The organism is Massilia oculi (assembly GCF_017582745.1).
Taxonomy (GTDB): Bacteria; Pseudomonadota; Gammaproteobacteria; order Burkholderiales; family Burkholderiaceae_D; genus Telluria; species Telluria oculi_A.
Genome location: NZ_JAFVIM010000021.1, coordinates 104,165 through 126,419 on the forward strand (window position 1 = coordinate 104,165; position 22,255 = coordinate 126,419).

25 protein-coding genes and 1 tRNA gene are annotated in these 22,255 nt (G+C 66.4%); 14 read left to right on the plus strand and 12 right to left on the minus strand.

Annotated elements, in window-relative coordinates; genetic code table 11:
- Position 1 precedes the first annotated feature (1 nt).
- The 3 genes from J3U95_RS21440 (at position 2) to J3U95_RS21450 (ending at position 1,567) form a co-directional block, all read left to right on the plus strand.
- Complete coding sequence (locus J3U95_RS21440; RefSeq protein ID WP_208280678.1) at positions 2-655, plus strand: MarR family winged helix-turn-helix transcriptional regulator; 654 nt, start codon at positions 2-4, stop codon at positions 653-655.
- Positions 656-665: 10 nt separating this feature from the next.
- Positions 666-1,388: an MOSC domain-containing protein gene (locus J3U95_RS21445; RefSeq protein WP_208280679.1), complete on the plus strand. Its 723-nt coding sequence runs from the start codon at positions 666-668 to the stop codon at positions 1,386-1,388.
- Between the two features lie 89 nt (positions 1,389-1,477).
- A tRNA-Ser gene (locus tag J3U95_RS21450) sits at positions 1,478-1,567 on the plus strand.
- A 230-nt stretch (positions 1,568-1,797) separates the two neighbouring features.
- On the opposite strand, the gene J3U95_RS21455 is transcribed toward J3U95_RS21450, so the two are convergent.
- On the minus strand, positions 1,798-2,427 hold the full coding sequence (locus J3U95_RS21455; protein ID WP_229520005.1) for a response regulator: 630 nt from the start codon (positions 2,425-2,427) through the stop codon (positions 1,798-1,800).
- Between the two features lie 234 nt (positions 2,428-2,661).
- Here J3U95_RS21455 and J3U95_RS21460 point away from each other — a divergent pair, with 234 nt between their 5' ends.
- Positions 2,662-3,090: a winged helix-turn-helix domain-containing protein gene (locus tag J3U95_RS21460; protein WP_208280680.1), complete on the plus strand. Its 429-nt coding sequence runs from the start codon at positions 2,662-2,664 to the stop codon at positions 3,088-3,090.
- Positions 3,091-3,111: 21 nt separating this feature from the next.
- On the opposite strand, the gene J3U95_RS21465 is transcribed toward J3U95_RS21460, so the two are convergent.
- Together J3U95_RS21465 and J3U95_RS21470 are read right to left on the minus strand one after the other, a co-directional pair.
- Positions 3,112-4,608, minus strand: a complete 1,497-nt coding sequence (locus tag J3U95_RS21465) for a hypothetical protein (RefSeq protein ID WP_208280681.1) — start codon at positions 4,606-4,608, stop codon at positions 3,112-3,114.
- 190 nt (positions 4,609-4,798) lie between these two features.
- Positions 4,799-5,734: a methyltransferase gene (locus tag J3U95_RS21470; RefSeq protein WP_208280682.1), complete on the minus strand. Its 936-nt coding sequence runs from the start codon at positions 5,732-5,734 to the stop codon at positions 4,799-4,801.
- Between the two features lie 147 nt (positions 5,735-5,881).
- On the opposite strand from J3U95_RS21470, the gene J3U95_RS21475 reads away from it, so the two are divergent.
- From J3U95_RS21475 to J3U95_RS21495, 5 genes are all read left to right on the plus strand, one after another.
- Positions 5,882-6,064 (plus strand): hypothetical protein, encoded by a 183-nt coding sequence (locus tag J3U95_RS21475; RefSeq protein WP_123069679.1) that lies wholly within the window; start codon positions 5,882-5,884, stop codon positions 6,062-6,064.
- Between the two features lie 22 nt (positions 6,065-6,086).
- Positions 6,087-6,968 carry a KPN_02809 family neutral zinc metallopeptidase gene (gene ypfJ / locus J3U95_RS21480; protein WP_208280683.1) on the plus strand — a complete coding sequence of 294 codons (882 nt, stop codon included), beginning with the start codon at positions 6,087-6,089 and terminating at the stop codon, positions 6,966-6,968.
- Between the two features lie 178 nt (positions 6,969-7,146).
- Entirely contained in the window at positions 7,147-8,331 is a 1,185-nt protein-coding gene (locus J3U95_RS21485) for a zinc-dependent alcohol dehydrogenase (protein ID WP_208280684.1), read from the plus strand.
- A 27-nt stretch (positions 8,332-8,358) separates the two neighbouring features.
- Positions 8,359-8,964, plus strand: coding sequence for a hypothetical protein (locus J3U95_RS21490; protein ID WP_208280685.1), 606 nt, complete (start codon positions 8,359-8,361; stop codon positions 8,962-8,964).
- 144 nt (positions 8,965-9,108) lie between these two features.
- Positions 9,109-10,947 (plus strand): M4 family metallopeptidase, encoded by a 1,839-nt coding sequence (locus J3U95_RS21495; protein WP_208280686.1) that lies wholly within the window; start codon positions 9,109-9,111, stop codon positions 10,945-10,947.
- Here J3U95_RS21495 and J3U95_RS21500 read toward each other — a convergent pair.
- Together J3U95_RS21500 and J3U95_RS21505 are read right to left on the minus strand one after the other, a co-directional pair.
- A complete protein-coding gene (locus J3U95_RS21500; protein WP_229520006.1) occupies positions 10,916-11,599 on the minus strand; it encodes a M23 family metallopeptidase in 684 nt (227 codons plus the stop codon). The two genes, J3U95_RS21495 and J3U95_RS21500, sit on opposite strands and share 32 nt — an antisense overlap.
- Positions 11,600-11,658: 59 nt before the next feature.
- On the minus strand, positions 11,659-12,702 hold the full coding sequence (locus J3U95_RS21505; protein ID WP_208280688.1) for a L,D-transpeptidase family protein: 1,044 nt from the start codon (positions 12,700-12,702) through the stop codon (positions 11,659-11,661).
- Positions 12,703-12,825: 123 nt separating this feature from the next.
- Between J3U95_RS21505 and J3U95_RS21510 the strand changes: the two genes are divergently transcribed.
- Complete coding sequence (locus J3U95_RS21510) at positions 12,826-13,128, plus strand: 2Fe-2S iron-sulfur cluster-binding protein (protein ID WP_208280689.1); 303 nt, start codon at positions 12,826-12,828, stop codon at positions 13,126-13,128.
- A 5-nt stretch (positions 13,129-13,133) separates the two neighbouring features.
- Here J3U95_RS21510 and J3U95_RS21515 read toward each other — a convergent pair whose 3' ends face one another.
- Positions 13,134-14,165 (minus strand): GlxA family transcriptional regulator, encoded by a 1,032-nt coding sequence (locus J3U95_RS21515; protein ID WP_208280690.1) that lies wholly within the window; start codon positions 14,163-14,165, stop codon positions 13,134-13,136.
- Between the two features lie 139 nt (positions 14,166-14,304).
- Here J3U95_RS21515 and J3U95_RS21520 point away from each other — a divergent pair, with 139 nt between their 5' ends.
- Entirely contained in the window at positions 14,305-15,411 is a 1,107-nt protein-coding gene (locus tag J3U95_RS21520) for an S-(hydroxymethyl)glutathione dehydrogenase/class III alcohol dehydrogenase (RefSeq protein ID WP_208280691.1), read from the plus strand.
- On the opposite strand, the gene J3U95_RS21525 is transcribed toward J3U95_RS21520, so the two are convergent.
- The 5 genes from J3U95_RS21525 to J3U95_RS21545 form a co-directional block, all read right to left on the minus strand.
- Positions 15,405-16,283 carry an extracellular catalytic domain type 1 short-chain-length polyhydroxyalkanoate depolymerase gene (locus J3U95_RS21525; protein WP_208280692.1) on the minus strand — a complete coding sequence of 293 codons (879 nt, stop codon included), beginning with the start codon at positions 16,281-16,283 and terminating at the stop codon, positions 15,405-15,407. The two genes, J3U95_RS21520 and J3U95_RS21525, sit on opposite strands and share 7 nt — an antisense overlap.
- Positions 16,284-16,359: 76 nt before the next feature.
- Positions 16,360-17,559: a sensor histidine kinase gene (locus J3U95_RS21530; RefSeq protein WP_208280693.1), complete on the minus strand. Its 1,200-nt coding sequence runs from the start codon at positions 17,557-17,559 to the stop codon at positions 16,360-16,362.
- Positions 17,552-18,253 (minus strand): response regulator transcription factor, encoded by a 702-nt coding sequence (locus tag J3U95_RS21535; RefSeq protein WP_208280694.1) that lies wholly within the window; start codon positions 18,251-18,253, stop codon positions 17,552-17,554. Before J3U95_RS21535 ends, J3U95_RS21530 begins: the two co-directional genes overlap by 8 nt.
- 16 nt (positions 18,254-18,269) lie before the next feature.
- The gene (locus tag J3U95_RS21540) at positions 18,270-19,277 is read right to left on the minus strand and encodes a Kelch repeat-containing protein (protein ID WP_208280695.1); all 1,008 of its coding nucleotides are present in this window, start codon (positions 19,275-19,277) and stop codon (positions 18,270-18,272) included.
- Between the two features lie 17 nt (positions 19,278-19,294).
- On the minus strand, positions 19,295-20,188 hold the full coding sequence (locus J3U95_RS21545; RefSeq protein WP_208280696.1) for an alpha/beta hydrolase: 894 nt from the start codon (positions 20,186-20,188) through the stop codon (positions 19,295-19,297).
- 209 nt (positions 20,189-20,397) lie between these two features.
- Between J3U95_RS21545 and J3U95_RS21550 the strand changes: the two genes are divergently transcribed.
- A complete protein-coding gene (locus J3U95_RS21550; RefSeq protein ID WP_208280704.1) occupies positions 20,398-20,592 on the plus strand; it encodes a hypothetical protein in 195 nt (64 codons plus the stop codon).
- A gap of 15 nt (positions 20,593-20,607) precedes the next feature.
- On the opposite strand, the gene J3U95_RS21555 is transcribed toward J3U95_RS21550, so the two are convergent.
- Positions 20,608-20,850 carry a hypothetical protein gene (locus J3U95_RS21555; RefSeq protein ID WP_208280697.1) on the minus strand — a complete coding sequence of 81 codons (243 nt, stop codon included), beginning with the start codon at positions 20,848-20,850 and terminating at the stop codon, positions 20,608-20,610.
- A 188-nt stretch (positions 20,851-21,038) separates the two neighbouring features.
- On the opposite strand from J3U95_RS21555, the gene J3U95_RS21560 reads away from it, so the two are divergent.
- Both J3U95_RS21560 and J3U95_RS21565 read left to right on the plus strand, forming a co-directional pair.
- The gene (locus J3U95_RS21560) at positions 21,039-21,176 is read left to right on the plus strand and encodes a hypothetical protein (protein ID WP_208280698.1); all 138 of its coding nucleotides are present in this window, start codon (positions 21,039-21,041) and stop codon (positions 21,174-21,176) included.
- Between the two features lie 59 nt (positions 21,177-21,235).
- The gene (locus tag J3U95_RS21565) at positions 21,236-21,607 is read left to right on the plus strand and encodes a hypothetical protein (protein WP_208280699.1); all 372 of its coding nucleotides are present in this window, start codon (positions 21,236-21,238) and stop codon (positions 21,605-21,607) included.
- The last annotated feature ends 648 nt before the right edge of the window (positions 21,608-22,255 follow it).

A 22,255-nucleotide genomic window follows, 5' to 3' on the forward strand; every position in this document is an offset into this window, starting at 1 on the left:
CATGGACATCCAACCCGAAACCCCCTGGGACAGCACGCCCGACGTTTCCGCCCGCATCGTCACCGCCATCGGCCGCATCGCGACGGTGCTGCGCGCCGGCATGTGGGAAGTCTCGACCAGCGAAGGCCTCAATCCGGCCCAGGCCGAGATCCTGCACCTGCTGCAGCACCGTACGCGCGGCGTACGCCTGTCGTGGCTCGCCAGGCAGCTCTCGATCTCGGCGGCCAGCGCCAGCGATTCGGTGGCCGCGCTGGTGGGAAAGGGCCTGGTGCGCAAGGCGCGCGCCGAGGACGACGGCCGCGCCACCGCGCTGCACCTGACGCCCGACGGCGAGCGGGTGGCCGAGCGCCTTGGCCACGCGCTGTCGTTCGCCGACAATGCGGCCTCGCGGCTGCCGTCCGGCCAGCAGGTGCAGATGCTCACCGGCCTGTTCAAGCTGATCGCCGAACTGCAGAAGACCGACCGCTTCCCCGAACTGCGCGCCTGCCTGTCGTGCCGCCACTTCGAGGCCAATAAATACCCGGGCGCCGAGGTGCCGCACCACTGCGCGCTGGTGGGTGCGCCGCTGCCGATTTCCTTCCTGCGCATCGATTGCGCCGAGCACGAACCGACCGATCCCGTCACGCAGCAGCGCAACTGGGCCATCTTCGCCTGAGGGAACAAGCATGGAAGCATTCCGACCGCGCCCGATCGCGACGCTGCTGACTGGCCGCGCGCGCATGATCGGCACGCCAGGCACGCTCGAGGTGTTGAGCGGCATCGGCAAACAGGCGCGCCAGGGCGCTTTATGGCTGGCGCTCGATGGCCTCGAGGGCGACGAGCAGGGCGACCGCGTCTACCACGGCGGTCCCGAGAAGGCGCTGCACCACTACGCGTTCGAGCATTATCCGCATTGGCGCGCCCGGTATCCGGACAGCCCGGTGCCTTGGCTGGCCGGGGCGTTCGGCGAAAACGTGTCGACCGTCGGCATGAGCGAGCGCGAGGTGCACGTGGGCGACGTGTTCCGGGTCGGCGAGACGCTGGTGCAGGTGTCGCAGGGGCGCCAGCCGTGCTTTCGCGTCAACCTGCGTTTCGGGCGGCCCGATGCGGCGCTGGCGCTGCAGGCCAGCGGGCGCACCGGCTGGTATTACCGCGTGCTGCGCGAAGGCTGGCTGGCGGTGGGCGATGCGTTCGAGCTGGTCGACCGGCCATGTCCGGAATGGCCACTGGCGCGCGCGATCGCGGCCATGTTCCCGATTGATGCGCAGGCGCCGGGCCTGCGTGACGAGTGGGAGAAGGCGGCCCGACTGGCGCCGCTGGCGGAGCGCTGGCGCATGACCTTCGAGCGGCGCCTGGCGAGCGGGAGGATCGAGGACTGGAATCTGCGGCTGAACGGCCCGCCGGCATAAAAATTTTTCCTGGCGCGCATGCCTTGCAGTTTTCGCCAGGCGTCCGCTATAATGCGGCCTCGCTTACGCGACCACGCAACACCGATTCAGGAGAGGTGGCAGAGTGGTCGAATGTACCTGACTCGAAATCAGGCGTACGGGTGACCGTACCGTGGGTTCGAATCCCACCCTCTCCGCCAAGTAGCATGAAAATAGCCACCGCAAGGTGGCTTTTTTCATTCCGGAACGTCACAGAGGAGTAGGGCGCCTGCGCGCCCTATGTGTGGGGATTCGAAGGGCATCGCGGGTTCGCGATGCCGCGGCCTGCAGGATGTAGGCGAATCCCACGCTCTCCGCCAAGTAGCATGGAAAAAGCCACCGCAAGGTGGCTTTTTTCATTCCGGGGCGCCACAGAGGTGTATGGCGCTTCTCAGTCCAGCATCCCGCGCCGCAGCGCTATCACCACCGCGTGCGTGCGGTCGCTGGCCTGCAGCTTTTGCAGCACATTGCTCAGGTAACCCTTGACCGTCTCTTCTGCGATCCCCAGTGCGCGCGCCACTTCGCGGTTGCCGAGGCCCTGGGCGACCAGGGCCAGCACGTCGCGTTCGCGCGCGGTCAGCTGTTCCGGCCTGGCCTGGGTCAGGCGCTGGGCCAGGTCCGGGGCCAGCACCCGGCGGCCGGCGTGGGCCGCCCGTACCAGGTCGGCCACGCCCGTGCCCAGCGAACTTTTGAGGACGTAGCCCGAGGCGCCGGCCTCCAGCGCGCGCTGCACCTGGCCGTCGCCGGCATAGGTGGTGACGGCGATGATGCAGGCCTGCGGGTCCCTGGCGCGAATCGCGCGGATCGCCTCGATGCCGCCGCAGCGCGGCATCGCCAGGTCCATCAGGGTCACGTCGGGCAGCAGGTCGAAGTAGCGTTCCTGGGCCTTGAAGCCGTCGTCGGCCTCGGCCACGATCGCGATGTCCGGCTCGTCCTCGAGCACGCCCGCGATCCCGCGCCGCATCAAGGGATGGTCGTCGACCAGCAGGACCCGGATCGGCGGCGTCGCGCGCTCGCTCATTGCGGTTCGCCGGCGCGGCGCATGCCCGGCGCGAAAATGACGGTGGACCTTCCCATGAACTTCCTGAACGATTGTATTGGCGATTGTCGTCACGTTCCCCCCCGATCGGGCCTGCTGGAGGTGGAATGTGACCGCTATCCTCCCATTATGCCGCCTCCCGGTTACAAATCAATACAAGTTGCGGGATGGCACATGGCGTCGGGGCGGCATTGTCAATCAGCGAGGGAGAGCGAGATGAAAGGCGGACCTGGATATGAAACACTGATATTCCTGGATTTCGAGCTGGTGCCGGCGGCCCGGCGCCTGCGGCGCCACGGGCAGGCGGTCGCGATTGGCGGCCGGGCCTTCGACCTGCTGGTGCTGCTGGCCACCCACGCCGGCGAGGTGCTGAGCAAGCGCGCGCTGATGCAGGGCGTGTGGCCGAACACGGTGGTGGAAGACGTCAACCTGCGCGCGCAGGTCGTCAATCTGCGCAAGGTGCTCGGTGGCGGGGGCGATTGCCCCTGGCTGGTCAACGTCGCCGGCCAGGGCTACTGCTTCACCGCGCCCGTGCGGCGGCCCTTGATGCGCTACGGCGCCGACGACGGCTGGCAGGAGGAGGCGCGGGAGGTGAGGGAGCTGCGCGCGCCGGCACGCGCCGGGGCGGCGGCGCTCAGCGCCTGACCGCGTGCGGCCATGCCGTCGCTAGCCGCCCGCCGCCGCGCACACCGGCGAACCGTTGATATAGCGCCAGCCCTGGCCCATCACCACCACGTCGGTCTCGTCCAGCTTGCGTCCCGGCCCGCACAGGGTCTCATGCGCTGTTGGATTGCGCACGTTGTACAAGGTCTTGAGCGGCTGTTCGGCGCTCGGATAGGCGATCACGCCATCCACGCTGAACGAGCCGTCCTGGTGGGTGGTGCGTTCGTAGAAGATCTCCGGATCCGGGTTGTACCACGACGGCGCCGTTTCGAGCACCCACTGGCCCAGCGGACTGAACCAGGTGTATTCGTAGCGTTTGGCGTGCCACATGGCGCCGAACTGCAGCACCAGCACCGCCGTGATCAGGGCCAGCGGCCAGCGCCGCTGCAGGGCCAGCCAGGCCAGCGCCAGGTACAGCAGCGGCGAGGCGCCCCACACTACATAGCGCATCGGGCCCGAGGCGCCGGAATTCCAGTTGACGGTGGACAGCGCCGGAATCGCCAGCGCCAGCATCAGGCCGACGGTCGCGGCCAGGTGCCACAGCGGGCGCTGCGCGCGCCGCTGCCACAGCAGCCACGCCAGCAGCAGGGTAACGGCCGGGAAGGCGATGATGGCGCCCTGGTTCGGGTCGAAGAAGAACGAGCCCAGGCGGCCTGGCGTGACCAGCGCCGGGTCGGTCGAGAACTTGGCGATCAGGCTCGGTTCGTGGAACTCCCACAAGCTGAACAGCATCGGCACCACCGACAGCCCCATCTGCAGCGCGCAGGCGATGACATTGCGCCAGTTGACGACACGGCGCAGCGCGGCTTGCCACGCCAGGTCTTCCGAGACGATCAGCCAGCCCGTGCGGATGAAGGGTGCGAACAGGCCGAAGAACACCAGCGGCGGATTTTGCGTCGCGGCCAGGCCGACCAGGATCGCGCCCGCGATCGGGCGTCCGATGGTGAACAGGATCAGGCCCGCCAGGAGCGAGCCCATGGTGAACACTTCCGGGCTGGTCCAGTTGAGGTAGGGCAGCGCGCCGCACAGCACGAACAGGGCGATGCCGACCCAGGCGCGCCTTGCCGAGCCGAGCAGCAGGTAGCAGGCCGCGGCCAGCGCCAGCAGCGGCAGGTAGTTCATCACCTGGTAGGCCTTCCACGGATTGACGCCGATGCCGTCGAGGATGACGAACGGAACCGCCGTCAGCATCGAATAGCCGACGAAGTGGATCGACATGTAGTGGCCGCGCTCGGACAGCAGCAGGCCGGGGATCGGGACTTGCTCGCCGGCGTTGATCCGGTCGCGGATCGTGCCGAGCACGGTGCGAAACTCGACCTCGTTCTGCGGCGTGAGTTCGATCATGCGCTCGACGTCGCTGGCCACGATGTAGGGCGTGCCGTGCTCGGCGACGGCCACCGTGGTCAGGCCGTATTCGAGGAAGTCGCCATAGCGCTTGACTTCGGTGGTGCAGAACACCACCACCAGGACCAGGAACACCGACAGGAGAAAGCGCAGCAAGGCTTGCTTGCGGGGAGGAGTGACTTGCATCAATGGCAGGCGCGCGATGTCCGCGCTGATTTTACAGTAGTTGCCAGATTGTAATGCCTTGTCCAGGCGAGTACCAGTATTCGCGCGTCATCCCGACTTCGTTTATTCACCCCGCATGGATTGGGCCCGAACCGGTCACGAGCCAGCCATCAATCCAGTCTCAGCGCTTGACCGCGTGCAGCCACACCGCCGCGATCCGCTCGACGTCCTCGTAGCCCGGCTCGCCCAGCTGGCCGCCGAAGATGTCGGGATCGAGCTCTTCGTAGGTCCAGGTGTCGCATTGCGCCGCCAGGGTCGGGCGCAGGCTTTCCAGGAAGTGGTCGCGCTGGCCGCACAGGGCGACGCCGGTGTAGAGCATCAGGCTGCCGCCGCGGCGCAGGCGTCCCAGGCTTTGTTCGACGATCCGGCGCGACAGTTCGGCGCCGCGTTCGCCGCCGCCATCGCGATAGCGGCGACCATCCGGATCGGCCACGAAGGGCGGGTTTGACACCACCAGGTCGAATTCGCCCTGCAGGCCGTCGAACAGGTCGCTCTGGGCCAGCGCCAGGTTGGACGCCCCGTTCAGGCGGGCGTTGACCATCGCCAGCTCGAGCGCCTTCGGGTTGACGTCGGCGCCGATCACTTCGGCGTGCGGGAATGCGCGCGCGATCGTGAGCGCGCCGGCGCCGCCGCCGCAGCCGATGTCGACCGCGCGTTCCGGCCCGGCGCCGACGAAGTCGAAGCCGCGCCGCATGGCATTGACGAAGCGGTAGGTGTCGGGACCGAAGAACACGGCGTCGTCGTCGCGTGTCGGCCAGGCCGAGTGGAACAGCAGCATGTCGTCCAGGGTCGATGCCCGTACCAGCGAACGCAATCCACCTTCTTTTTCTTCCAGCACGTCGGCATCGCCCATCAGCGCGACCACGCTCGCCGGCAGCAGCTCACGGTCGAACGGCCGGCTCCAGCCGAACACGCCGCGCAGGTCGTGCGCGCGCTCGTTGCCGGGACGGTTGTTGATGCGGCGGTGGGTCGAGGGCGTGACCGTCATGAAGCGGTAACCGGCCTGGCGCAGGGCCGTGCCGAGGGCGAGGAGGGCGTTGGCATTGGATGAGTTCATGCCGGCAGCGTGTCACAGGCGCCACGGCCGCTCCGTGCGCCCGCGCACGCAGGATGTGTTCGTGCGCGGGCCGGATTTGGTGCATTATGTGATCAACCGGGAGACGATGGAAAACCGACCGGAATAATCGAGAGCGAGAGAGAAATCATGACGAGCCTGGAACTGGACGAAGTGCCGCGCAGCCGCATGGCGCGCGAGATCGCGCGCGAACGCCGCGAGCGCGCGCTGCACGACGAGCTGCGCGCCGGATTGGGCGCGCTGGACGACTTGCGCGGCAAGGATGCGCGCGAGCGCGCCGACACCTGCAATCTCAGGCGCGGCGGCAACTGAGCAGCAAACACAAGGAGCATCGATGCGTTGGGAAGGCGACCGTGAAAGCGACAATGTAGAAGACCGGCGTGGCGACGGTGGAGGCGGCGGTGGAGGCTTCGGCTTCGGCGGCCGCTCGATCGGCATCGGCACCATCGTCGTCGCCCTGGTCGCTTCCTATTTCCTTGGCGTCTCGCCTGCCACCATCCTCGGCCTGCTGTCGGGCGGCGCGCCGCCACAACAGCAGGCGCAGGTCGAGCAGCCGCGTACCGAGCGCGCCGACGATCGCGAAACGCGCTTCGTGCGCACCACGCTGGCCTATACCGAGGATGCCTGGGCCCAGCTGTTCAGCGAACAGGGCGCGCAGTACACGCCAGCCAGGCTGGTGCTGTTCGAAGGGCGCACCGCCACCGCCTGCGGTACCGGCGAGAGCGCGACCGGCCCGTTTTATTGCCCGGCCGACGGCAAGGTCTATATCGACCTGGGCTTCTTCCGCACCATGCAGCAGCGCTTCAACGTCGAGGGAGAATTCGCCCAGGCCTATGTGATCGCGCACGAAGTCGGCCACCACGTGCAGAACCTGCTGGGCATCTCCAATAAAGTACATGCGGCCCAGCAGCGCGCCAGCGAAACCCAGGGCAATGCCTTGTCGGTGCGCCTGGAACTGCAGGCCGATTGCTTTGCCGGCGTGTGGGCCAACCGCACCAACCAGCGCGCGAGAATCCTGGAGCAGGGCGATGTGGAAACGGCCCTGAACGCGGCCAGCGCCATCGGCGACGATGCCTTGCAAAAACAGGCGCGCGGCGTGGTCGTGCCGGATTCGTTTACCCACGGCAGTTCGGCTCAACGGGTACGCTGGTTCCAGCGCGGCCTGGAAAGCGGACAGGTCGAATCCTGCAATACATTCGATGCCAAAAGGCTATAAAAACCATCTTTTAATTTCCTATAATACATATTTTCCGGATTTTATTCGATAAAATCAGTTAAAGACCGCGTTCGTTTCCGTGCGCCTATCGCAATTTGTGTCGTTTTGCCATAAGTTTGTGTCACATCAGCTCGTACCCCGTACGAGCCATCACGAACCGAATTGTGAAGGAGCATCCATGCTGGCAATGAACTACCGCGGGCCATACCGGGTCCGCGCCGATCACAAGCCCGACCCCGTCATCGAGCATCCCGGCGACGCCATCGTGCGCGTCACCCGGGCCTGTATCTGCGGATCCGACCTGCACCTGTACCACGGCCTGGTGCCCGACACCCGCGTCGGCCACACTTTCGGCCACGAGTTCATCGGCGTGGTGGAAGAGGTCGGGTCCGGCGTGCAGAAGTTGAAGGTTGGCGACAAGGTGCTGGTGCCGTTCAACCTGTTTTGCGGCTCCTGCTTCTTTTGCCAACATGAGCTGTACGGAAATTGCCACAACACGAATGCGCAAGCGACGGCAGTGGGCGCCATCTATGGCTACTCGCATACGGCGGGCGGCTATGACGGCGGCCAGGCCGAATACGTGCGGGTGCCGATGGCCGACGTCGGCCCGATGGTGATTCCCGACGATATCCATGACGACGACGCGGTCCTGATGACCGACGCGCTGCCCACCGGCTACCAGGCGGCCGAGATGGGCGACATCCACGAAGGCGACACGGTGGTGGTGTTCGGCGCCGGGCCGGTCGGCATCTTTGCCGCCAAGTCGGCCTGGCTGATGGGGGCGGGACGGGTGATCGTGGTCGACCATGTGGAGTACCGCCTCGAATTCGTCAAGCGTTACGCCCAGTGCGAGGTCGTGAACTTCAGGGAAGTGAAGGACATGGCGCTGCACATCAAGAAGATGACCGACTGGATGGGCGCCGACGTCTGCATCGACGCGGTCGGCTGCGAAGCGGCCGGCAGTGCCTTGCAGACCATCACCGGCGTGTACACAATGATGCAGGCCGGCGCGGCGACCGTGCTGCATTGGTGCATCAACTCGGTACGCAAGGGCGGCAACGTCTCGATCGTCGGCGTGTACGGCCCGACCTTCAACGCGGTCCCGATCGGCAATGCGCTGAACAAGGGCTTGACCCTGCGCATGAACCAGGCCAGCGTGCGGCGCCACCTGCCGCGCCTGATCGAGCATATCCGTGCAGGCCGGATCGATCCCAAGCAGATCATCACCCACCGCATCCCGCTGGAAGAAGTATCGGATGCCTATCACATCTTCTCGAGCAAGCTGGACGATTGCATCAAGACCGTCCTGATCCCGCCGCGCGCCAACGAAACGCGCGCCGTCAAGGCCAGCGCCGGCCATTGAGCGCGGCGACCGATCATAGGAGAAACCATGGAAACACGACACGACATCGTTGCCGCCAACGACCAGCACGACGGCCACCACGCCCCGGGCGAGCATGACGGTGAAGCCCACGCGGGCCACGTGCACGGCGCCATCGCGCCGCGCCGCCCGACCCGCGACCAGTTGCAGCACATCCAGGGCTGGGGCGCCGACCTCGACCGCAAGAACCGTCCCGCCGTGCCGATGGAGCGCACCCCGCCGCGCTTCATCAACATCCCTGAAAGCGACCCGGTGCCGCAGGAGCAGCACGTCGAAGTGCTGGTCTCGACCGAGCGTCCTGGCCGCACACCGCTGTTCGGCTCGGCGCAGCCGCCGTCCGGCCTGTCGGGCGCGATCCGGCGCCTGGCCTTCAAGAGCACCGAGAACGACCTGCGTCACTGGCTGCTGTTGCTGCTGGCCGACCGCGTCAACGTGGTCGAGGGCATCGGCGATGACCTGGCCCAGGGCAAGGTGCCGAACATCCTGGCCGAGATGGGTATCAAGTCCGAGCTCAAGCACAATCCGGCCGGGCTGGTGAAGAAAGTGGCGATCGGCGCGGCCGTGGTCGGCGCCGCCTGCTACCTGATGAAACGGCGCGACCATCGCTATCGCTGACTTCTCCGTCGCACGCCGATCATGACCGTGTTGCCGACTTGTTGGCAACACGGTCATTGTTCTTGAGCAAACCCACCTTTACAAGCTCGTCCATCATGGTCGATGACCGGCGCCCCCCGGCCCGGCATTCCGGATGGAGACGAGATGATCCCGCAACCGCTTCTCAAGGCAGCCCTGCTGGCGGCTGCCGTCTTGTTCGCGTCCGCGTTCTTGCCCACTGCGCTGGCGGCGCCGATGATGGGGCCGCCGCTCAAGCTGGACGGCAAGGCCCAGGCCCAGGTCGTCAACCAGCTGGCGGCGCGCCGCCCGGCGGTCGGCCTCGACGCCGATCACGGCTACAAGGTGATGGCCCAGCACCCGGGCGTGCAGGGTACTCACGTGGTGCGCGTCGCCCACCTGTACAAGGGTCTCAGGATCTTCGGTTCCGAATCCGTGGTGGTGCTCGATGCGCGGCGCCAGATCGTGTCCGAAAGCGCTTCGCCGCGGCGCCTGCATCTGGGCCGCGGCGCCGCCAACCGCATGCGCAGCGCCACCGGCGGCTTCAACGTCAAGCCCACCATCAACCGCAAGGCCGCGATCGCCGCGGCGCTGCGCGACATGCCGGACGGCGTCGTCAACGTGGTCGCGCCGACCGCCGAACTGCTGATCTATCCGATGATGCGCGACGAACGCGCGCCCGGCGCCGAGGGCAAGCTCGAGTCCGAGCTGAACGCGGTCGACCTGGTCGAGACGGTGGACCGCTACGAACTGGCCTGGCTGGTGCGCCTGCGTATGCAGGAGGATAAAAAAGCGGGCGCCCAGCCCCTGTACTACGACGTCGTCGTCAACGCGCGCGACAGCGAGATCATCGACCGCTGGAACATGCTGCAGACGGTGGAAGGCATCGGCAAGAGCCAGTACAACGGCGACGTACCGCTCAGCACCACCTTCGCCAACAACGTCTACCAGATGCTCGACCCCGAGCGCGGCAAGGGTGGATCGTTCGGCGCGATGGCGATCACCAATGCCAACCACGGCACATCGAGCGGCCGGGTGTACACCAACACGGTCAATACCTGGGGCGACGGCAAGCAGTTCGTCGAGGGTGGCAGCACCACGGGACCGAACGGCCAGACCGCCGCCGTCAACGCCATGTGGGGCCTGAAGAACACCTACGACATGCACAAAAACGTGCTGGGCTGGCTGGCGCTGGACGGCCAGGACACCGCCACCCACATCGCGGTGCACGTCAACCGCGGCTACGACAACGCCTATTACAGCGATACCTGCCGCTGCATGTTCATCGGCGACGGCACGTATTTCACCAACCTGGGCTCGATCGACGTGGTCGGCCACGAGATGGGGCACGGCATCACGGCCGCCACCTCGAACCTGGTGTACTCGGGCGAGCCGGGCGGCCTGAACGAATCGAGCTCGGACATCGCGGGCGAGGTAGTCGAAGCCTATGCGCGCGGCGGCGGTACCGGCGACGTGATCCCCGAAAGCGGCAACGACTGGATGCTGGGCAGCGAGATCAGCCGCACCGGCACGCCACTGCGCTGGATGATCAAGCCGAGCAAGGACGGCAATAGCATTGATGCCTGGAGCACGGGCCTGCGCCGGCTGGACGTCCACTACAGCAGCGGCCCGAACAACCGTATGTTCTATTTCCTGGCGAAGGGTTCCAGCGCGGACAACGGCAACGATGCCTGGAGCCGCTACCTGGTGAAGCAGCCTCTCGCCATGACGGGCATCGGCATCGACAAGGCCTTCCGCATCTGGTTCCGCGCCAACACGACCAAGTTCACGTCCAGCACCAATTACGCCGACGCACGCACCAAGATGATCGAGGCGGCCGGTGAACTGTATGGCGCCGGCGGACGCGAAGTGATCGCGGTGCAGCGCGCCTATGCCGCGATCAATGTGGGGGCGGACGTCGACGAACCCGTATCCGAGCCGCCGGGCAAGGCGGCTACTGGTCGGACATTAGCGGAAACGGATTGAGCGGGGTGCCTTTCCACCACTGCTTCTCGGGCGTCAGCGCGACGACGGCGAAGTGCAGGTGCGGCGCGGCCGGGTCCGCATTGCCGGTCGCGCCGACGTAGCCGATGAGTTCGCCGCGCTTGACGTCCATGCCTTCCTTGATATTGTCGGCATAGCGGTCGAGGTGGGCGTAGTAATACGCGTACTGCTCGCCCGGATCGAACTGGTAGACCGTCAGGCCGCCCGGTTTGCTCTGGAACAGCTTGACCACCTTGCCGTCGGCCGCGGCGAGCACCGGCGTGCCGGTCGGCGCCATGATGTCGAGCGCCTCGTGCTGGCGCTGCTCGCCGCGCGGCTGATAGAAGGTGTCGGTCAGCTGGTCCGGCTTGATGCCCTGGACCGGCACCAGCAGCTTGGCCGGCACGGTGGCAGGGGCCATGGGAGCGGCGCCCTCCGCGCCTTCCGGACGCAGCGGCAGCTCGGCGTCGACGAGGTTCGGCTCGACCACCGGCGCGGGCGGCAGCTGGCCCTCGATCTGCGCCGCCGGCACGCCGGCCGGGTTCGAGCTTGGCGGCGCGGTGGCGACGACCTCCGGCGCCGGCGAGCCTGAACGGTCGCTCAGCAGCACGAACAGCACCCCGGCGCCCAGCAGCGCGCCAACGATCAAGGTCATCAGCCATTTCATCGCGTCCTCCGTCCGGCGCCTCCCGCCGGCAGTTTGTTGATGTAAGGTTATTTGACGAGTTCGACGTCGGTGTCTTCACTGACCACAGCGCCCACTTCGGCGGCGCTCCAGTTGGTCAGGCGGATGCAGCCATGCGACTCGGTCTTGCCGACGTGGCCGGGCACCGGGGTGCCGTGGATGCCGTAGTGCGGCTTGGACAGGTCGATCCACATCACGCCGACGGGGTTGTTCGGGCCCGGCTTGATTTGCGTCTTGCTGTCGCCAGGCTTGGCGTCCCAGAACAGTTTCGGGTTGTAGTTGTAGACCGGGTTGGCGTGCACGCCATTGATCTTCCAGTTGCCGATTGGCAGGGGATCGCGTTTGCTGCCGGTCGAGACCGGATACTGGGCCAGCAGCTGGCCGCCGGCGTCATACAATTGCAGGGTCTTGGTCGAATCGCGCACCACGACCCTGGCTGCCGGCGGCAGCGGCTGCTTGCCGCTCACGTTCGGCACCACGATCTTTTCGCCGGCCTGCGACAGGGATTTGCCGGGATTGAGGCGTTGCAGCAGGGCCGGGCTGGCATGGAATTTTTCGCCCAGGCCTTCGAGCGCGGTGGCGTAGCCGAGCGCGGGCAGCTTGGCCTTGCCCATCATGGTGTCGGGGATCGGCAGGAAGGGGCCGGCCACGTCTTCCGCGGCGATCGTGTATTCGGCCAGGGTCGGGCTGGGGTCGGTGTTCAGTGCGTTCCAGGTGGCTTCGTCGAGCTTGCCGGTGACCGGCAGATTGCGCTGGGCCTGGAAGGTGTTCAGCGCTTGCCGCATATTCGAGCCGTAGGCGCCGTCGATCTCGCCCGGCGACAGGTACTGGCGCTCGAGGAGCACCTGGGCTCGCAGCAGGCGTTCGAATTCGGCCTGTTCGGCGATGGCGGGATCCTGGACCGTGCCTGGGGCGGCCGGCGCAGGCGCGGCCTGCATGGGTGTGCCCGCCGCGGGTTGCTGCTGCAGCGGCTGCTGTACAGGAGCTGGCTGGCCGACTGGCTGTTGCGCGAAGGCATAAGGGAAGACGCCTCCAAGGGCGGCGATCAGGGTCAGTGCGGTGGCTTTCTTCATACGGTCTCCTGCAATATGCTTCTGGAAACCTTAGCGTAAGGACATGAATCAACCGGGTCTGTGCGTGAACGAACTCTACAATCCTGTCCGGTTTGTTCCACCCGGCGCTACAATCGACGCACCATGCCGACCACCAGCCATACCGTCACCCTCATGCCGCTCGGCGCCAGCTTTTCCGCGCAAGAAGACACGACCCTGCTGCAGGCCCTGGAGTCGGCCGGGCTCGACGCCCCCAGTTCTTGCCGCAACGGCACTTGCCGCACCTGCATCTGCCGCCTGCAGGACGGCACGGTGGCCTACACGGTCGAGTGGCCCGGCCTGTCGTTCGACGAGAAACGGGAAGGGTATATTTTGCCTTGTGTGGCGCTGGCACGCAGCGATTTAGTGGTGGATTTGCCGTTGGCGCGGCGGGTGCGGTTCGACTGACGCGCTCAGGCGGCGCTGTCGAGGCCGGTCGTGGCGAAGCGTTCCCGGTACAACTTCGGGGTAATTCCCAGCTTCTTCATGAACACCCGACGCATATGCGCCTCGTCGCTGAAGCAGGCGCGCGCCGCCACCGTCTTCAATGGCAGCGCAATGTCGGCCAGCAGGTGGGTGGCGCGCTCGAAGCGGCTGGCCTCGATGAATTCCTGGGCGCTCAAGCCGACCTCTTGCTGGAACACGCGGGCGAAGTGGCGCTCGCTCATCATCGCCCGGGCGGCCAGTTGGGCCGTGGTGAAACGCTCGTGCAGATTGTCCAGGATCCAGCTTTGCAATTCGCGGATGTTCGGGCGCGCCGTGCGTTCGCTCTTGAGGTAGGAGCTGAACTGCGACTGGCCGCCGGGGCGCTTCAGGTAGACCACCATTTCGGTGGCCACCTCGAGCGCCAGGTCGCGGCCGAAATCTTCCTCGACCAGGGCCAGCGCCAGATCCATGCCGGCGGTCACGCCGGCCGAGGTCCACAGCTTGCCGTCGCGGATGAAGATCGCGTCGGCCTCGACCGCAATGGCGGGATGCGCCGCCTGCAGGCGCTCGGCCACGCTCCAGTGGGTAGTGGCGCGCTTGCCGTCGAGTACACCGGCGGCGGCGAGAAAGAAGGCGCCCGAACACAGTGACGCCAGGCGTTCGATGCGGGGGCAGGCCGCTGCGACCCAGTCGACGATCGCGGCGCCGTCCGCCAGGGCGGCGTCGATGTGGCGGGCGCCGACCACGATCGCGCTGTCGGGCAGGGCCAGCGTGTTCAATACCTTGGTCGCCTCGAGCGACATCAGGGTGTCCGACGGCACCGGGCCGAGACGGTTCGATGCGATGCGCACGTCGTAGCCGGGCGGGTAGCCGCGCCGCGCGAGATGCAGGTTGGCGTACTCGAACACCGACATCGGCCCGATCGCCTCCATCGCCTTGAAGCCGGGATAGACCACGATGTCGACGGTTCGGGTGCGCTGTGTGCTGGCGTCGATGGCGGGTGGGGGCGTGCTGGTCATGCGCCATTGTCGCCGCAGCTAGCGGCAAAATCCAGTCTTCATGCCGCAAAATCCTGCCATTCTCGCGCCCCGGCGTGCATGGCGGCGGCCGCGGCGCGCATACTGCGGCCCAGTCAATTCAATGCAAGCGAGGATCACCATGAAAACCAAAGCAGCCGTCGCATGGCGGGCGGGCCAGCCGCTGACGATCGAAGAAGTGGACCTGCAAGGTCCGCGCGAAGGCGAGGTGCTGGTCGAGCTGAAGGCCACCGGCATCTGCCACACCGATTACTACACGCTGTCGGGCGCCGATCCGGAAGGCCTGTTCCCAGCCATCCTGGGCCACGAGGGCGCCGGCGTCGTGGTCGACGTCGGCCCGGGCGTGACCACCCTCAGAAAGGACGACCACGTCATCCCGCTGTACACGCCGGAGTGCCGCCAGTGCAAATTCTGCCTGTCGCGCAAGACCAATCTGTGCCAGGCCATTCGCTCGACCCAGGGGCGCGGCCTGATGCCCGACGCCACCTCGCGCTTCTCGCTGGACGGCAAGGCGCTGTTCCACTACATGGGAACGTCGACCTTCTCGAACTATATCGTGGTGCCCGAGATCGCGCTGGCGAAGATCCGCAGCGATGCGCCGTTCGACAAGGTCTGCTACATCGGCTGCGGCGTCACCACCGGCGTCGGCGCGGTGCTGTTCTCGGCCAAGGTGGAAGCCGGGGCCAATGTGGTCGTGTTCGGGCTTGGCGGCATCGGCCTGAACGTGATCCAGGCCGCGAAGATGGTCGGCGCCGACAAGATCATCGGCGTCGACATCAATCCGGCCCGCGAAGCCATGGCCCGCAAGTTCGGCATGACCGATTTCATCAATCCGAACCAGGTCGAGAACGTGGTGGACCACATCGTGCAGCTGACCGACGGCGGCGCCGACTACAGCTTCGAGTGCGTCGGCAACACCACGCTGATGCGCCAGGCGCTCGAGTGCACGCATAAAGGCTGGGGCCAGTCCTTCATCATCGGCGTGGCCGCCGCCGGCCAGGAAATCGCGACCCGGCCGTTCCAGCTGGTGACCGGGCGCGAGTGGAAGGGTTCGGCCTTCGGCGGCGCGCGTGGCCGCACCGACGTACCGAAGATCGTCGACTGGTACATGGAAGGCAAGTTGAACATCGACGACCTGATCACCCACCGCCTGCCGCTCGAACGCATCAACGAAGGCTTCGACCTGATGAAGAGCGGGGAATCGATCCGCTCGGTGGTCCTCTACTGACGGCGGTGCCGGCTGAAGAATTGCCACATCGTGTCGTTGGCGTCGATGTCGCGGGTGGTGGCGCCGATCGGCAGGCCGACGTTGAACGGGTCGGCGCCGGGCCAGGTATGGCCGCCGCCCGCGATCGTCGCCAGCGCCACGCTCTGCTGGCCGTTGCCGGCCTCGCGCCAGCTCACCGTGGTGCCATCCGCAGAATCGGCGTCGATCGTGCGCTCAGCCTGCGCGTCAGATGCGATCCCGTTCTGCTTGAGCCAATATCGATAGCTGTCCTGCGCCGACAGGTAGCCGCCCGGCTTCCCGTCGTAGGCCACCACCTTGTCGGCGGTGCCGTGCATCAGCAGCACGCCGATCCTGGAAGGTTTGGCGTGGTGCTGCACCACTGGTTCGGGCATCGGCGCGCCAACCGCCGCCACGGCGGCGAAATGCTGCGGCAGCTCGGCGGCGAGGCGCAGGGCGAAGAAGCCGCCGCGCGACAGGCCGGTGGCGTACACGCGGCCGGCGTCGATCCGGTAATCCTGCTTCAGTTTGGCGAGCAGGGTTTCGGTGAAGCCGATGTCATTGCTGCCTTCGCGGTAGGACTGGCCGAAGCCGACGTTCCAGTCCTGCTTGATCCCCAGCGGATAGACGACGATGAAGCCGTGGCGGTCGGCCGCGCGGTTCATCTGCGTGTACAGCATCTGCTCGGCCATGCTCATGCCGCTGCCGTGGAAGTTGAACACGAGCGGGTAGGCCTTGTGCGGCGCGGCTGCATACGAGGCCGGCGTGTAGACGAGGTAGCGCCGTTTTTCTTCCTGGTGCTGCAGGGATTGCACCTGGGCCAGGGCGGGAAGGGCGCTGCCGGCGAGAAGAAAAATGCTGAACAGGATTTTCATTGTGCGTACGTGGTGAGTGGAGGAGTACGCAGCTTAGAAAACCGCTGGTGAAACCGTGGTGAAATCCGCGGCTTTTTTATACGGCGCGCAGCGGAACGATGTCGACGCGGTAGGTCGTGCCGCCTGCATGGAAGTCGAGCGTCCAGTCCATGGCCGCGGCAATTCGCTTGAGCAGGTTCTGGCCATGCTGGAAACCCTGCATCTGGCCGACCCGATCCGCGTCGACCGTATTGGCGATGCCCAGCACACCGTCCGCGAACGACAGCCGCAGGCGCGTCCCCGGTCCGCCGTGGAACAGGGCATTGCCCAGGCAGTTATTCAGCAACAGCAGCGCCAGGTGACGATTGCCGACCACTTCCAGCCGGTCCGGCAGGTCCAGCGCCAGCCAATCGTCGTCCAGTTCCAGGCCATCCACCAGGCGCAGCAGGCTCTCTTCGATGCAGCCGCGCAGGTCGAACGGCGCATGCGCCACCTGCTCGGCGCGCGCCAGCGCGAACAGCACCTCGATGGTGGCGCTCATTTGCGCGATCTCCGACTGCAGTTGCGCCACGTCCGGATGGGAGGCGGCCCGCGCCAGCGTGTTCTTCATCACCGTCAGCGGCGTGCGCAACTCGTGGCTGACGTCGCGCGTAAATGCGTGTTCGCGCGCCAGCGTCGCATGCAGTTCCTCGAAGGTGGCGCCAAGCCGCTCGGCCAGGTAGCCGATCTCGTCGCGGCGCCCGCGCGCACTGAGTGCGACCTGGGCGCCGGGCCTGACCTGCCTGACCTCGCGCGCCAGGGTCTGCAAGGGCGACACCAGGCGCCTGGACAGCAGCCAGGCCAGCAGCAGCGCGAGGCCGATCAGGCCGAGGGCGACGAAGATCAGCACGCCGCCGACGTCCTGGATGAGCTTCGATACCACCAGCAGTGGCGCGACGTCGGCCAGCAGCCAGACACGCTGCGCGCCAAGGTCGAGCGCACGCAGGTGATAGTGCTGGCCCGTCTGCGTGAAGATTTCGGCGCGCCGGGCGCCGGACAACACATGTGGACGCGCCGCCGATGGCAGCGTCTCGATGCCGGTGTGGACGCGAATCAGGTCGTCGGCCGGCTGTTTGATCTGGCCGTGGCGGCCGAAGTGGACGCTGACCGCGGCGGCTTCGCGTTGCAGCAGGCGCTCGACCAGCATGTCTTCGGTCACGTAGGCGATGACCAGGGCGAGGCCCGTATAGCAGATGCAGATCAGGACCGCGAAGCCGGCCAGCGCCGCGAACAGGCCGTGCCGGATCGACCTAAACATCGTCTGCCTCGTCCAGCATCAGCCGGTAGCCGAGCTGCGGGATCGTCGCGATCATCTTCCCGCCGCCGGCCAGTTCGAGCTGCTTGCGCAGGGCGTAGACGTGCGATTTCAGGGCATCGCTGTCGGGCGGGTCGGCGCCCCACAGCGCGTGCATCAGCGCCGAACGCGAGACCGCGTGCGGATGGGCGTTGCACAGCGCGGCCAGGAGCGTGACGCCGGATTGGGTCAGCGCCAGCGGCGCGCCCCGGTACAGGCAGCGCTTCTCGCGCGCCAGCACGGTCAGCGGACCGACCTGCAAGGCTTGCTCGAGATGCAGCTGCGAACGGCGCGCCAGCGCTTCGCAGCGCAGGGCCAGTTCGCGCAGGTCAAACGGTTTGGTCAGATAGTCGTCGGCGCCATCCCGGAAGCCGCGCGCCTTGTCTTCGAAGGCATCGCGCGCGGTCAGCATCAGCACGGGAACGTTGCGCGGCGCGCGCGCCTTGATCGCGCGGCACACCTCCAGGCCGTCGAGATCGGGCAGGTTCAGGTCGAGCAAGACCACATCGTAGGGCTCGCGCGTGGCCAGTTCGATGGCGAGCGCGCCGGTGGCGGCGTGGTCGGGATGCCACCCCAATCCCTCCAGGAAGTCGACCACCTGGCGCGCGATGGTCGGATGGTCTTCCACCACCAGGACGCTCAACGGTCGCTGCGCCATGCGTCGGCCTTGTTGCTCAGCGGGCCGGCAGCGCCAGCGCTTCGTGCGCGGCGCTGGCCGCGACCCCGACCTTTTCTCCGCCACCCATCAGGAAGATGCGATTGCCGACCACCGCCGCACCGTGGCCATGACGCGGCGTCGGCATGGCCGGCAGTGCCGACCAGCGGTCGCTTGCCGGGTCGTAGACCCAGGATTCGGCGAACACCTTGGCTTGCGGGACGAACTGCTCGCCGCCGAAGACGTACAGTTTTCCATCGTGGGCGGCCGCCGCCAGGCCGCCCTGGGCCAGCGGCAGCGGCGCCCGGGTCTCCCAGCGGTCGAGGACCGGGTCGTACACTTCCAGCGTCGCCACATTGACCGGACGCGACCTGCCGTCGGCCTGCGCGACCATCTGGCGTCCGCCCACGACGTAGATCTTGTTGCCGATCACGGCGCCGGCAGCGCTATTGCGCGCGCTGGGGGCGTCCGCGATGCGCGACCAGCGCCCCGTGCGGACGTCCAGGGCCTCGGCGCGGTTGGTGTCGGCGTGTTCGCTGATGTGTTTTGCGTCAAGGCTGGTCGGGATGCGGCCGCCGATGAAATAGATCTTGCCTTCGACGCTTGCGACCACGCCTTCCGCCCGCGCTTGCGGCAGCGACGGGCCGCTCGACCAGCGGTCGCCTTTCGGATCGTAGATAAAGACCGAGGCGTGGGCGCGCCAGTCCGGAATCGCGCCGGAGAAGCCGCCGATGCCGTAGATCCTGCCGCCGGCCGCGGCCAGGGCGATGTGGTGGCGGGCTTCGGGCAGCGGCGCCAGCCCGGTCCAGCGATTCGCTCCTGCGTCATAGCTTTCGAAGAGATCGGTAAAGCCCGGCGCCGCGCTCAGGATGCCGCCGGCCACGTAGATCTTGTCGTCCAGGACAGTCGGATAGATTTCCTGGCGCGCCAGCGAGGCGTCGGCCACGCGCGACCAGGATTGCGCCAGGACGGTATTGGAAGAGGCGAGCAAGCTCATCGCCAGCAGTGCCGGCACGATCGGTTTCAAGATGGGGACTCCCTGGATTATCGTTGGATGGCGAGCGCCTGTTCGATCACCCGCAGCACCTGCGGCCAGGCGGGCGAGGTCGCCGCCACTTCGTCGTAGTGGCTGGCGTCCGGCAGGATCACGACCTCGGCCTTGTCTCCGGCCGCTGTTGCCCGCGCCGCGTAGTCGTGGGCCACGCGTGGCGGAGAAATCGTGTCCAGTGCGCCCGTCACGAGCCAGGTGCGGCTGCCGTTGGGCATCAGGTCGGCGGCATTGGTGTCGACCAGCACGTCCGGCCGTTCGGGGCTCGGCGTGCCGGCCAGTTGCGCGATGTCGCGGTCGCAGCTGGACTTGATCAGCGCCGCCTCGTGGCGCAGGTCGGCCAGGCCGCCCAGGCTGACGATGCGGTCGACCTTTAGATTGCTGGCGCGGTACAGGGGACTGCCGGCCGGGATGCGCGACCGGCCCGCGATCCACTGCACCAGCTGGCCGCCGGCCGAATGGCCGACCGCGACGATGCGTTCCAGGTCCAGCTTGTGGGCAGGCGCACTGGCGGCGAGCAGGTCGAGCGCCGCGTGCATGTCGAGGTACATGCCGGGATAGCCGCCGCCTTCCTCGTCCACGCGCCGGTATTCGACGTTCCAGACGGCGATGCCGCGTGCGGCCAGGGCGCCGGCCATATTGCGGAACTGCGTGATGCCGCCGAACTTGCTGGTCCAGCAGCCACCATGCACCAGCACCGCCACCGGGAACGGTCCCGTACCCTGCGGCACGAACAGTTCGGCGTATTGCGAGGGGGCGGGGCCATAGGCGAGCTTGGCGCTCGGGGCGGGACCGGTCAGGGCCAGGTAGTCGTCGAGTTTCATGGGGGCGGCATGGGCGTTCAGGAACGCGCCGAGCAGGAGGGCAGGAAGCAGGCTGGCCAGGCGCATGGGAGATATTGCGAAAGTGGATAAAACGCCACTATAGCCGAGATGTTCTTGCCGCAGGACATTGCACTGATGGTGGGCCAATCGAAAAACCTGGCTGCTCCATCCGTGCTAGTCTGCGCACGAATGCACTACAGGCAACCGCGTTGCCTTCCATGTCATCGCGCGCCGGCCGGCATCGCCGCAGCGCGCGTCCAACCTGAGAGGCCCATATGAGCGAACTACAGTCGTACGAATCCCAGCGCGAACGCATCAATCAGCACTTCCATTCCACGCCTGATCCGGAGTTTCCGGGCGAACCGCCGCCACCGCCACCGCAGCCGCCGGTACCGGACGACGTTCCCGACCCGGTCAACGCCCCGGTCGAGGAACCCCGCCTGCCCGAACCGCCGATCCGGGCGAATTAGGTGCCTCGTCCCGGCTCACACGCCGGGAGTCCCCTGGCGGTTGCCTTCCGGCGTACCGCCGCCATCATTGCCTTCCTTGCCGCCATCCGGCGCGTCCTTGTCGGACTGCCGGTTCGAGGGGGGCAGGGAAGGGATGCCGCGAATCATTTCATCGGTCTCGTGCTGTCCCGGAGAACGTTCGCCGCTACCGATGTCCGCTTCGTCGTACATCGCGCGGCCCTTGTTCTTGGGATCGATATTGGGCGTCGGGTCGTTCATGTTGTGCTCCGCTAAAGTTGTCAATGTCGTACGATCCTAACAGGCCGCCTGCAGTCCCGGCGCGCGGCAGGAAGCCGCCCATGGTGTTGCTTTTTCGTCGTCCGTGACGCGGGTGTGCTCGCTGTCACATGGCGGCAACGGTGCGGTTTCTATAATGAGCTTGTAACAATAAAAAGCAGGAGGAGATGATGGGTTCGACCTTGTACAACAAGATTTACCTGGGCCGCCGCCCGCTGCTGGGTTCCGCCCATGGCAGGGTGGCGCTGCTGCTCGGGGTGATTGCCGGCGCCGGGATCGGCTGGTACGCGCTGCGATCGCTGCGCTGAAGGTTGCCGCGACGGGCCGGGGCGCGTACCATGCGCCCTTTGCTTAATTGAATGCGGTAATGAAAAACGAAAAGCTGACGACGGACGAGTACGACGCGCTGGAACTGGTGCGCCGTGGTGGCAAGCAGAACCTGGCCACGGCCTGCGTCGGGCGCAACACCAAGCGCCTGTGCGGCATCAAGCTGATGTCCTTCGGCCGCGACAAGCGGCTGGCCCTCACCGAAAAGGGCGAAGAAGTGCTGTTCCTGCGCCGCTGCGTGCTGGGCCTGCGCGCGCTGGCGCAAGACCCGATGGCGGCGGTCGACGAAGACGTGCTGCGCTTCCTGGGCCGCAAATCGCACATCCTGCCGCTCGAGGCGGGTGGCCATGCGCTCAGCGAGCGCGGACGCGAATCGCTGGCCGACATCGACCAGCAGGAAGAACGCCGCTGATTCCCAGCGGCGGCGCCGGCGCCTAGCGCCGCCGCGACGAGAGGCTCTGTCTGGTGCTGCTGGTCGTCGTCCTGCAGGCTGGAAGTGCTCAGTGCGTTGAGGTAGCGCTCGGCGAACATGGTTTTCTCCGTGGAATTTCTACGAGATTACCAGCCAGCGCAAACGGATGAGTTCCGTCCGAGATTTTCCAAATTGCAAGGCTTCCCGCCCGCTCATATGGCGATTTAGTCTTACGGCTTTTGTGACCACTCCTCCGCTTCCTGCAGCACCTCTCCGAGCAGCGCATAAGCCATGGCATCCCACAACATATTCGCATATGGCCCGATGCTTCCGGGCGAATTGAGGTTACACACTTGGCCTCCTGGGAGAAGCAAATGGTATGGCGCCACCATTCTTAACCGAATCGGAAGCAAGGTATCCTTGTCGCCTATTTTCCTCGTGAAAACATATTGCCCACTGATGAGCCTGAAGTCAGGCATCGTATAGCGCGCGTACTCGAAGCGCGCCGTAATTTTGGCATGGAGTAGGCTTTGTTGCATAAATCAATTGAGCGCGTAGTACCCCAAACCCCAGACGGATTTACGGCATGGTCACCGCTACGGTCGTGGGCGTGCCCAAGCGCGTGAAGCGATTGAGGATGGCGGCACG

Coding starts and splice junctions, on each gene's coding strand:
- J3U95_RS21440 (WP_208280678.1), top strand. CDS start 2: ATGGACATCCAACCCGAAACCCCCTGGGACAGCACGCCCGACGTTTCC.
- J3U95_RS21445 (WP_208280679.1), top strand. CDS start 666: ATGGAAGCATTCCGACCGCGCCCGATCGCGACGCTGCTGACTGGCCGC.
- J3U95_RS21455 (WP_229520005.1), bottom strand. CDS start 2,427: ATGAGCGAGCGCGCGACGCCGCCGATCCGGGTCCTGCTGGTCGACGAC.
- J3U95_RS21460 (WP_208280680.1), top strand. CDS start 2,662: ATGAAAGGCGGACCTGGATATGAAACACTGATATTCCTGGATTTCGAG.
- J3U95_RS21470 (WP_208280682.1), bottom strand. CDS start 5,734: ATGAACTCATCCAATGCCAACGCCCTCCTCGCCCTCGGCACGGCCCTG.
- J3U95_RS21475 (WP_123069679.1), top strand. CDS start 5,882: ATGACGAGCCTGGAACTGGACGAAGTGCCGCGCAGCCGCATGGCGCGC.
- ypfJ (WP_208280683.1), top strand. CDS start 6,087: ATGCGTTGGGAAGGCGACCGTGAAAGCGACAATGTAGAAGACCGGCGT.
- J3U95_RS21485 (WP_208280684.1), top strand. CDS start 7,147: ATGCTGGCAATGAACTACCGCGGGCCATACCGGGTCCGCGCCGATCAC.
- J3U95_RS21490 (WP_208280685.1), top strand. CDS start 8,359: ATGGAAACACGACACGACATCGTTGCCGCCAACGACCAGCACGACGGC.
- J3U95_RS21495 (WP_208280686.1), top strand. CDS start 9,109: ATGATCCCGCAACCGCTTCTCAAGGCAGCCCTGCTGGCGGCTGCCGTC.
- J3U95_RS21500 (WP_229520006.1), bottom strand. CDS start 11,599: ATGACCTTGATCGTTGGCGCGCTGCTGGGCGCCGGGGTGCTGTTCGTG.
- J3U95_RS21505 (WP_208280688.1), bottom strand. CDS start 12,702: ATGAAGAAAGCCACCGCACTGACCCTGATCGCCGCCCTTGGAGGCGTC.
- J3U95_RS21510 (WP_208280689.1), top strand. CDS start 12,826: ATGCCGACCACCAGCCATACCGTCACCCTCATGCCGCTCGGCGCCAGC.
- J3U95_RS21515 (WP_208280690.1), bottom strand. CDS start 14,165: ATGACCAGCACGCCCCCACCCGCCATCGACGCCAGCACACAGCGCACC.
- J3U95_RS21520 (WP_208280691.1), top strand. CDS start 14,305: ATGAAAACCAAAGCAGCCGTCGCATGGCGGGCGGGCCAGCCGCTGACG.
- J3U95_RS21525 (WP_208280692.1), bottom strand. CDS start 16,283: ATGAAAATCCTGTTCAGCATTTTTCTTCTCGCCGGCAGCGCCCTTCCC.
- J3U95_RS21530 (WP_208280693.1), bottom strand. CDS start 17,559: ATGTTTAGGTCGATCCGGCACGGCCTGTTCGCGGCGCTGGCCGGCTTC.
- J3U95_RS21535 (WP_208280694.1), bottom strand. CDS start 18,253: ATGGCGCAGCGACCGTTGAGCGTCCTGGTGGTGGAAGACCATCCGACC.
- J3U95_RS21545 (WP_208280696.1), bottom strand. CDS start 20,188: ATGCGCCTGGCCAGCCTGCTTCCTGCCCTCCTGCTCGGCGCGTTCCTG.
- J3U95_RS21550 (WP_208280704.1), top strand. CDS start 20,398: ATGAGCGAACTACAGTCGTACGAATCCCAGCGCGAACGCATCAATCAG.
- J3U95_RS21555 (WP_208280697.1), bottom strand. CDS start 20,850: ATGAACGACCCGACGCCCAATATCGATCCCAAGAACAAGGGCCGCGCG.
- J3U95_RS21560 (WP_208280698.1), top strand. CDS start 21,039: ATGGGTTCGACCTTGTACAACAAGATTTACCTGGGCCGCCGCCCGCTG.
- J3U95_RS21565 (WP_208280699.1), top strand. CDS start 21,236: ATGAAAAACGAAAAGCTGACGACGGACGAGTACGACGCGCTGGAACTG.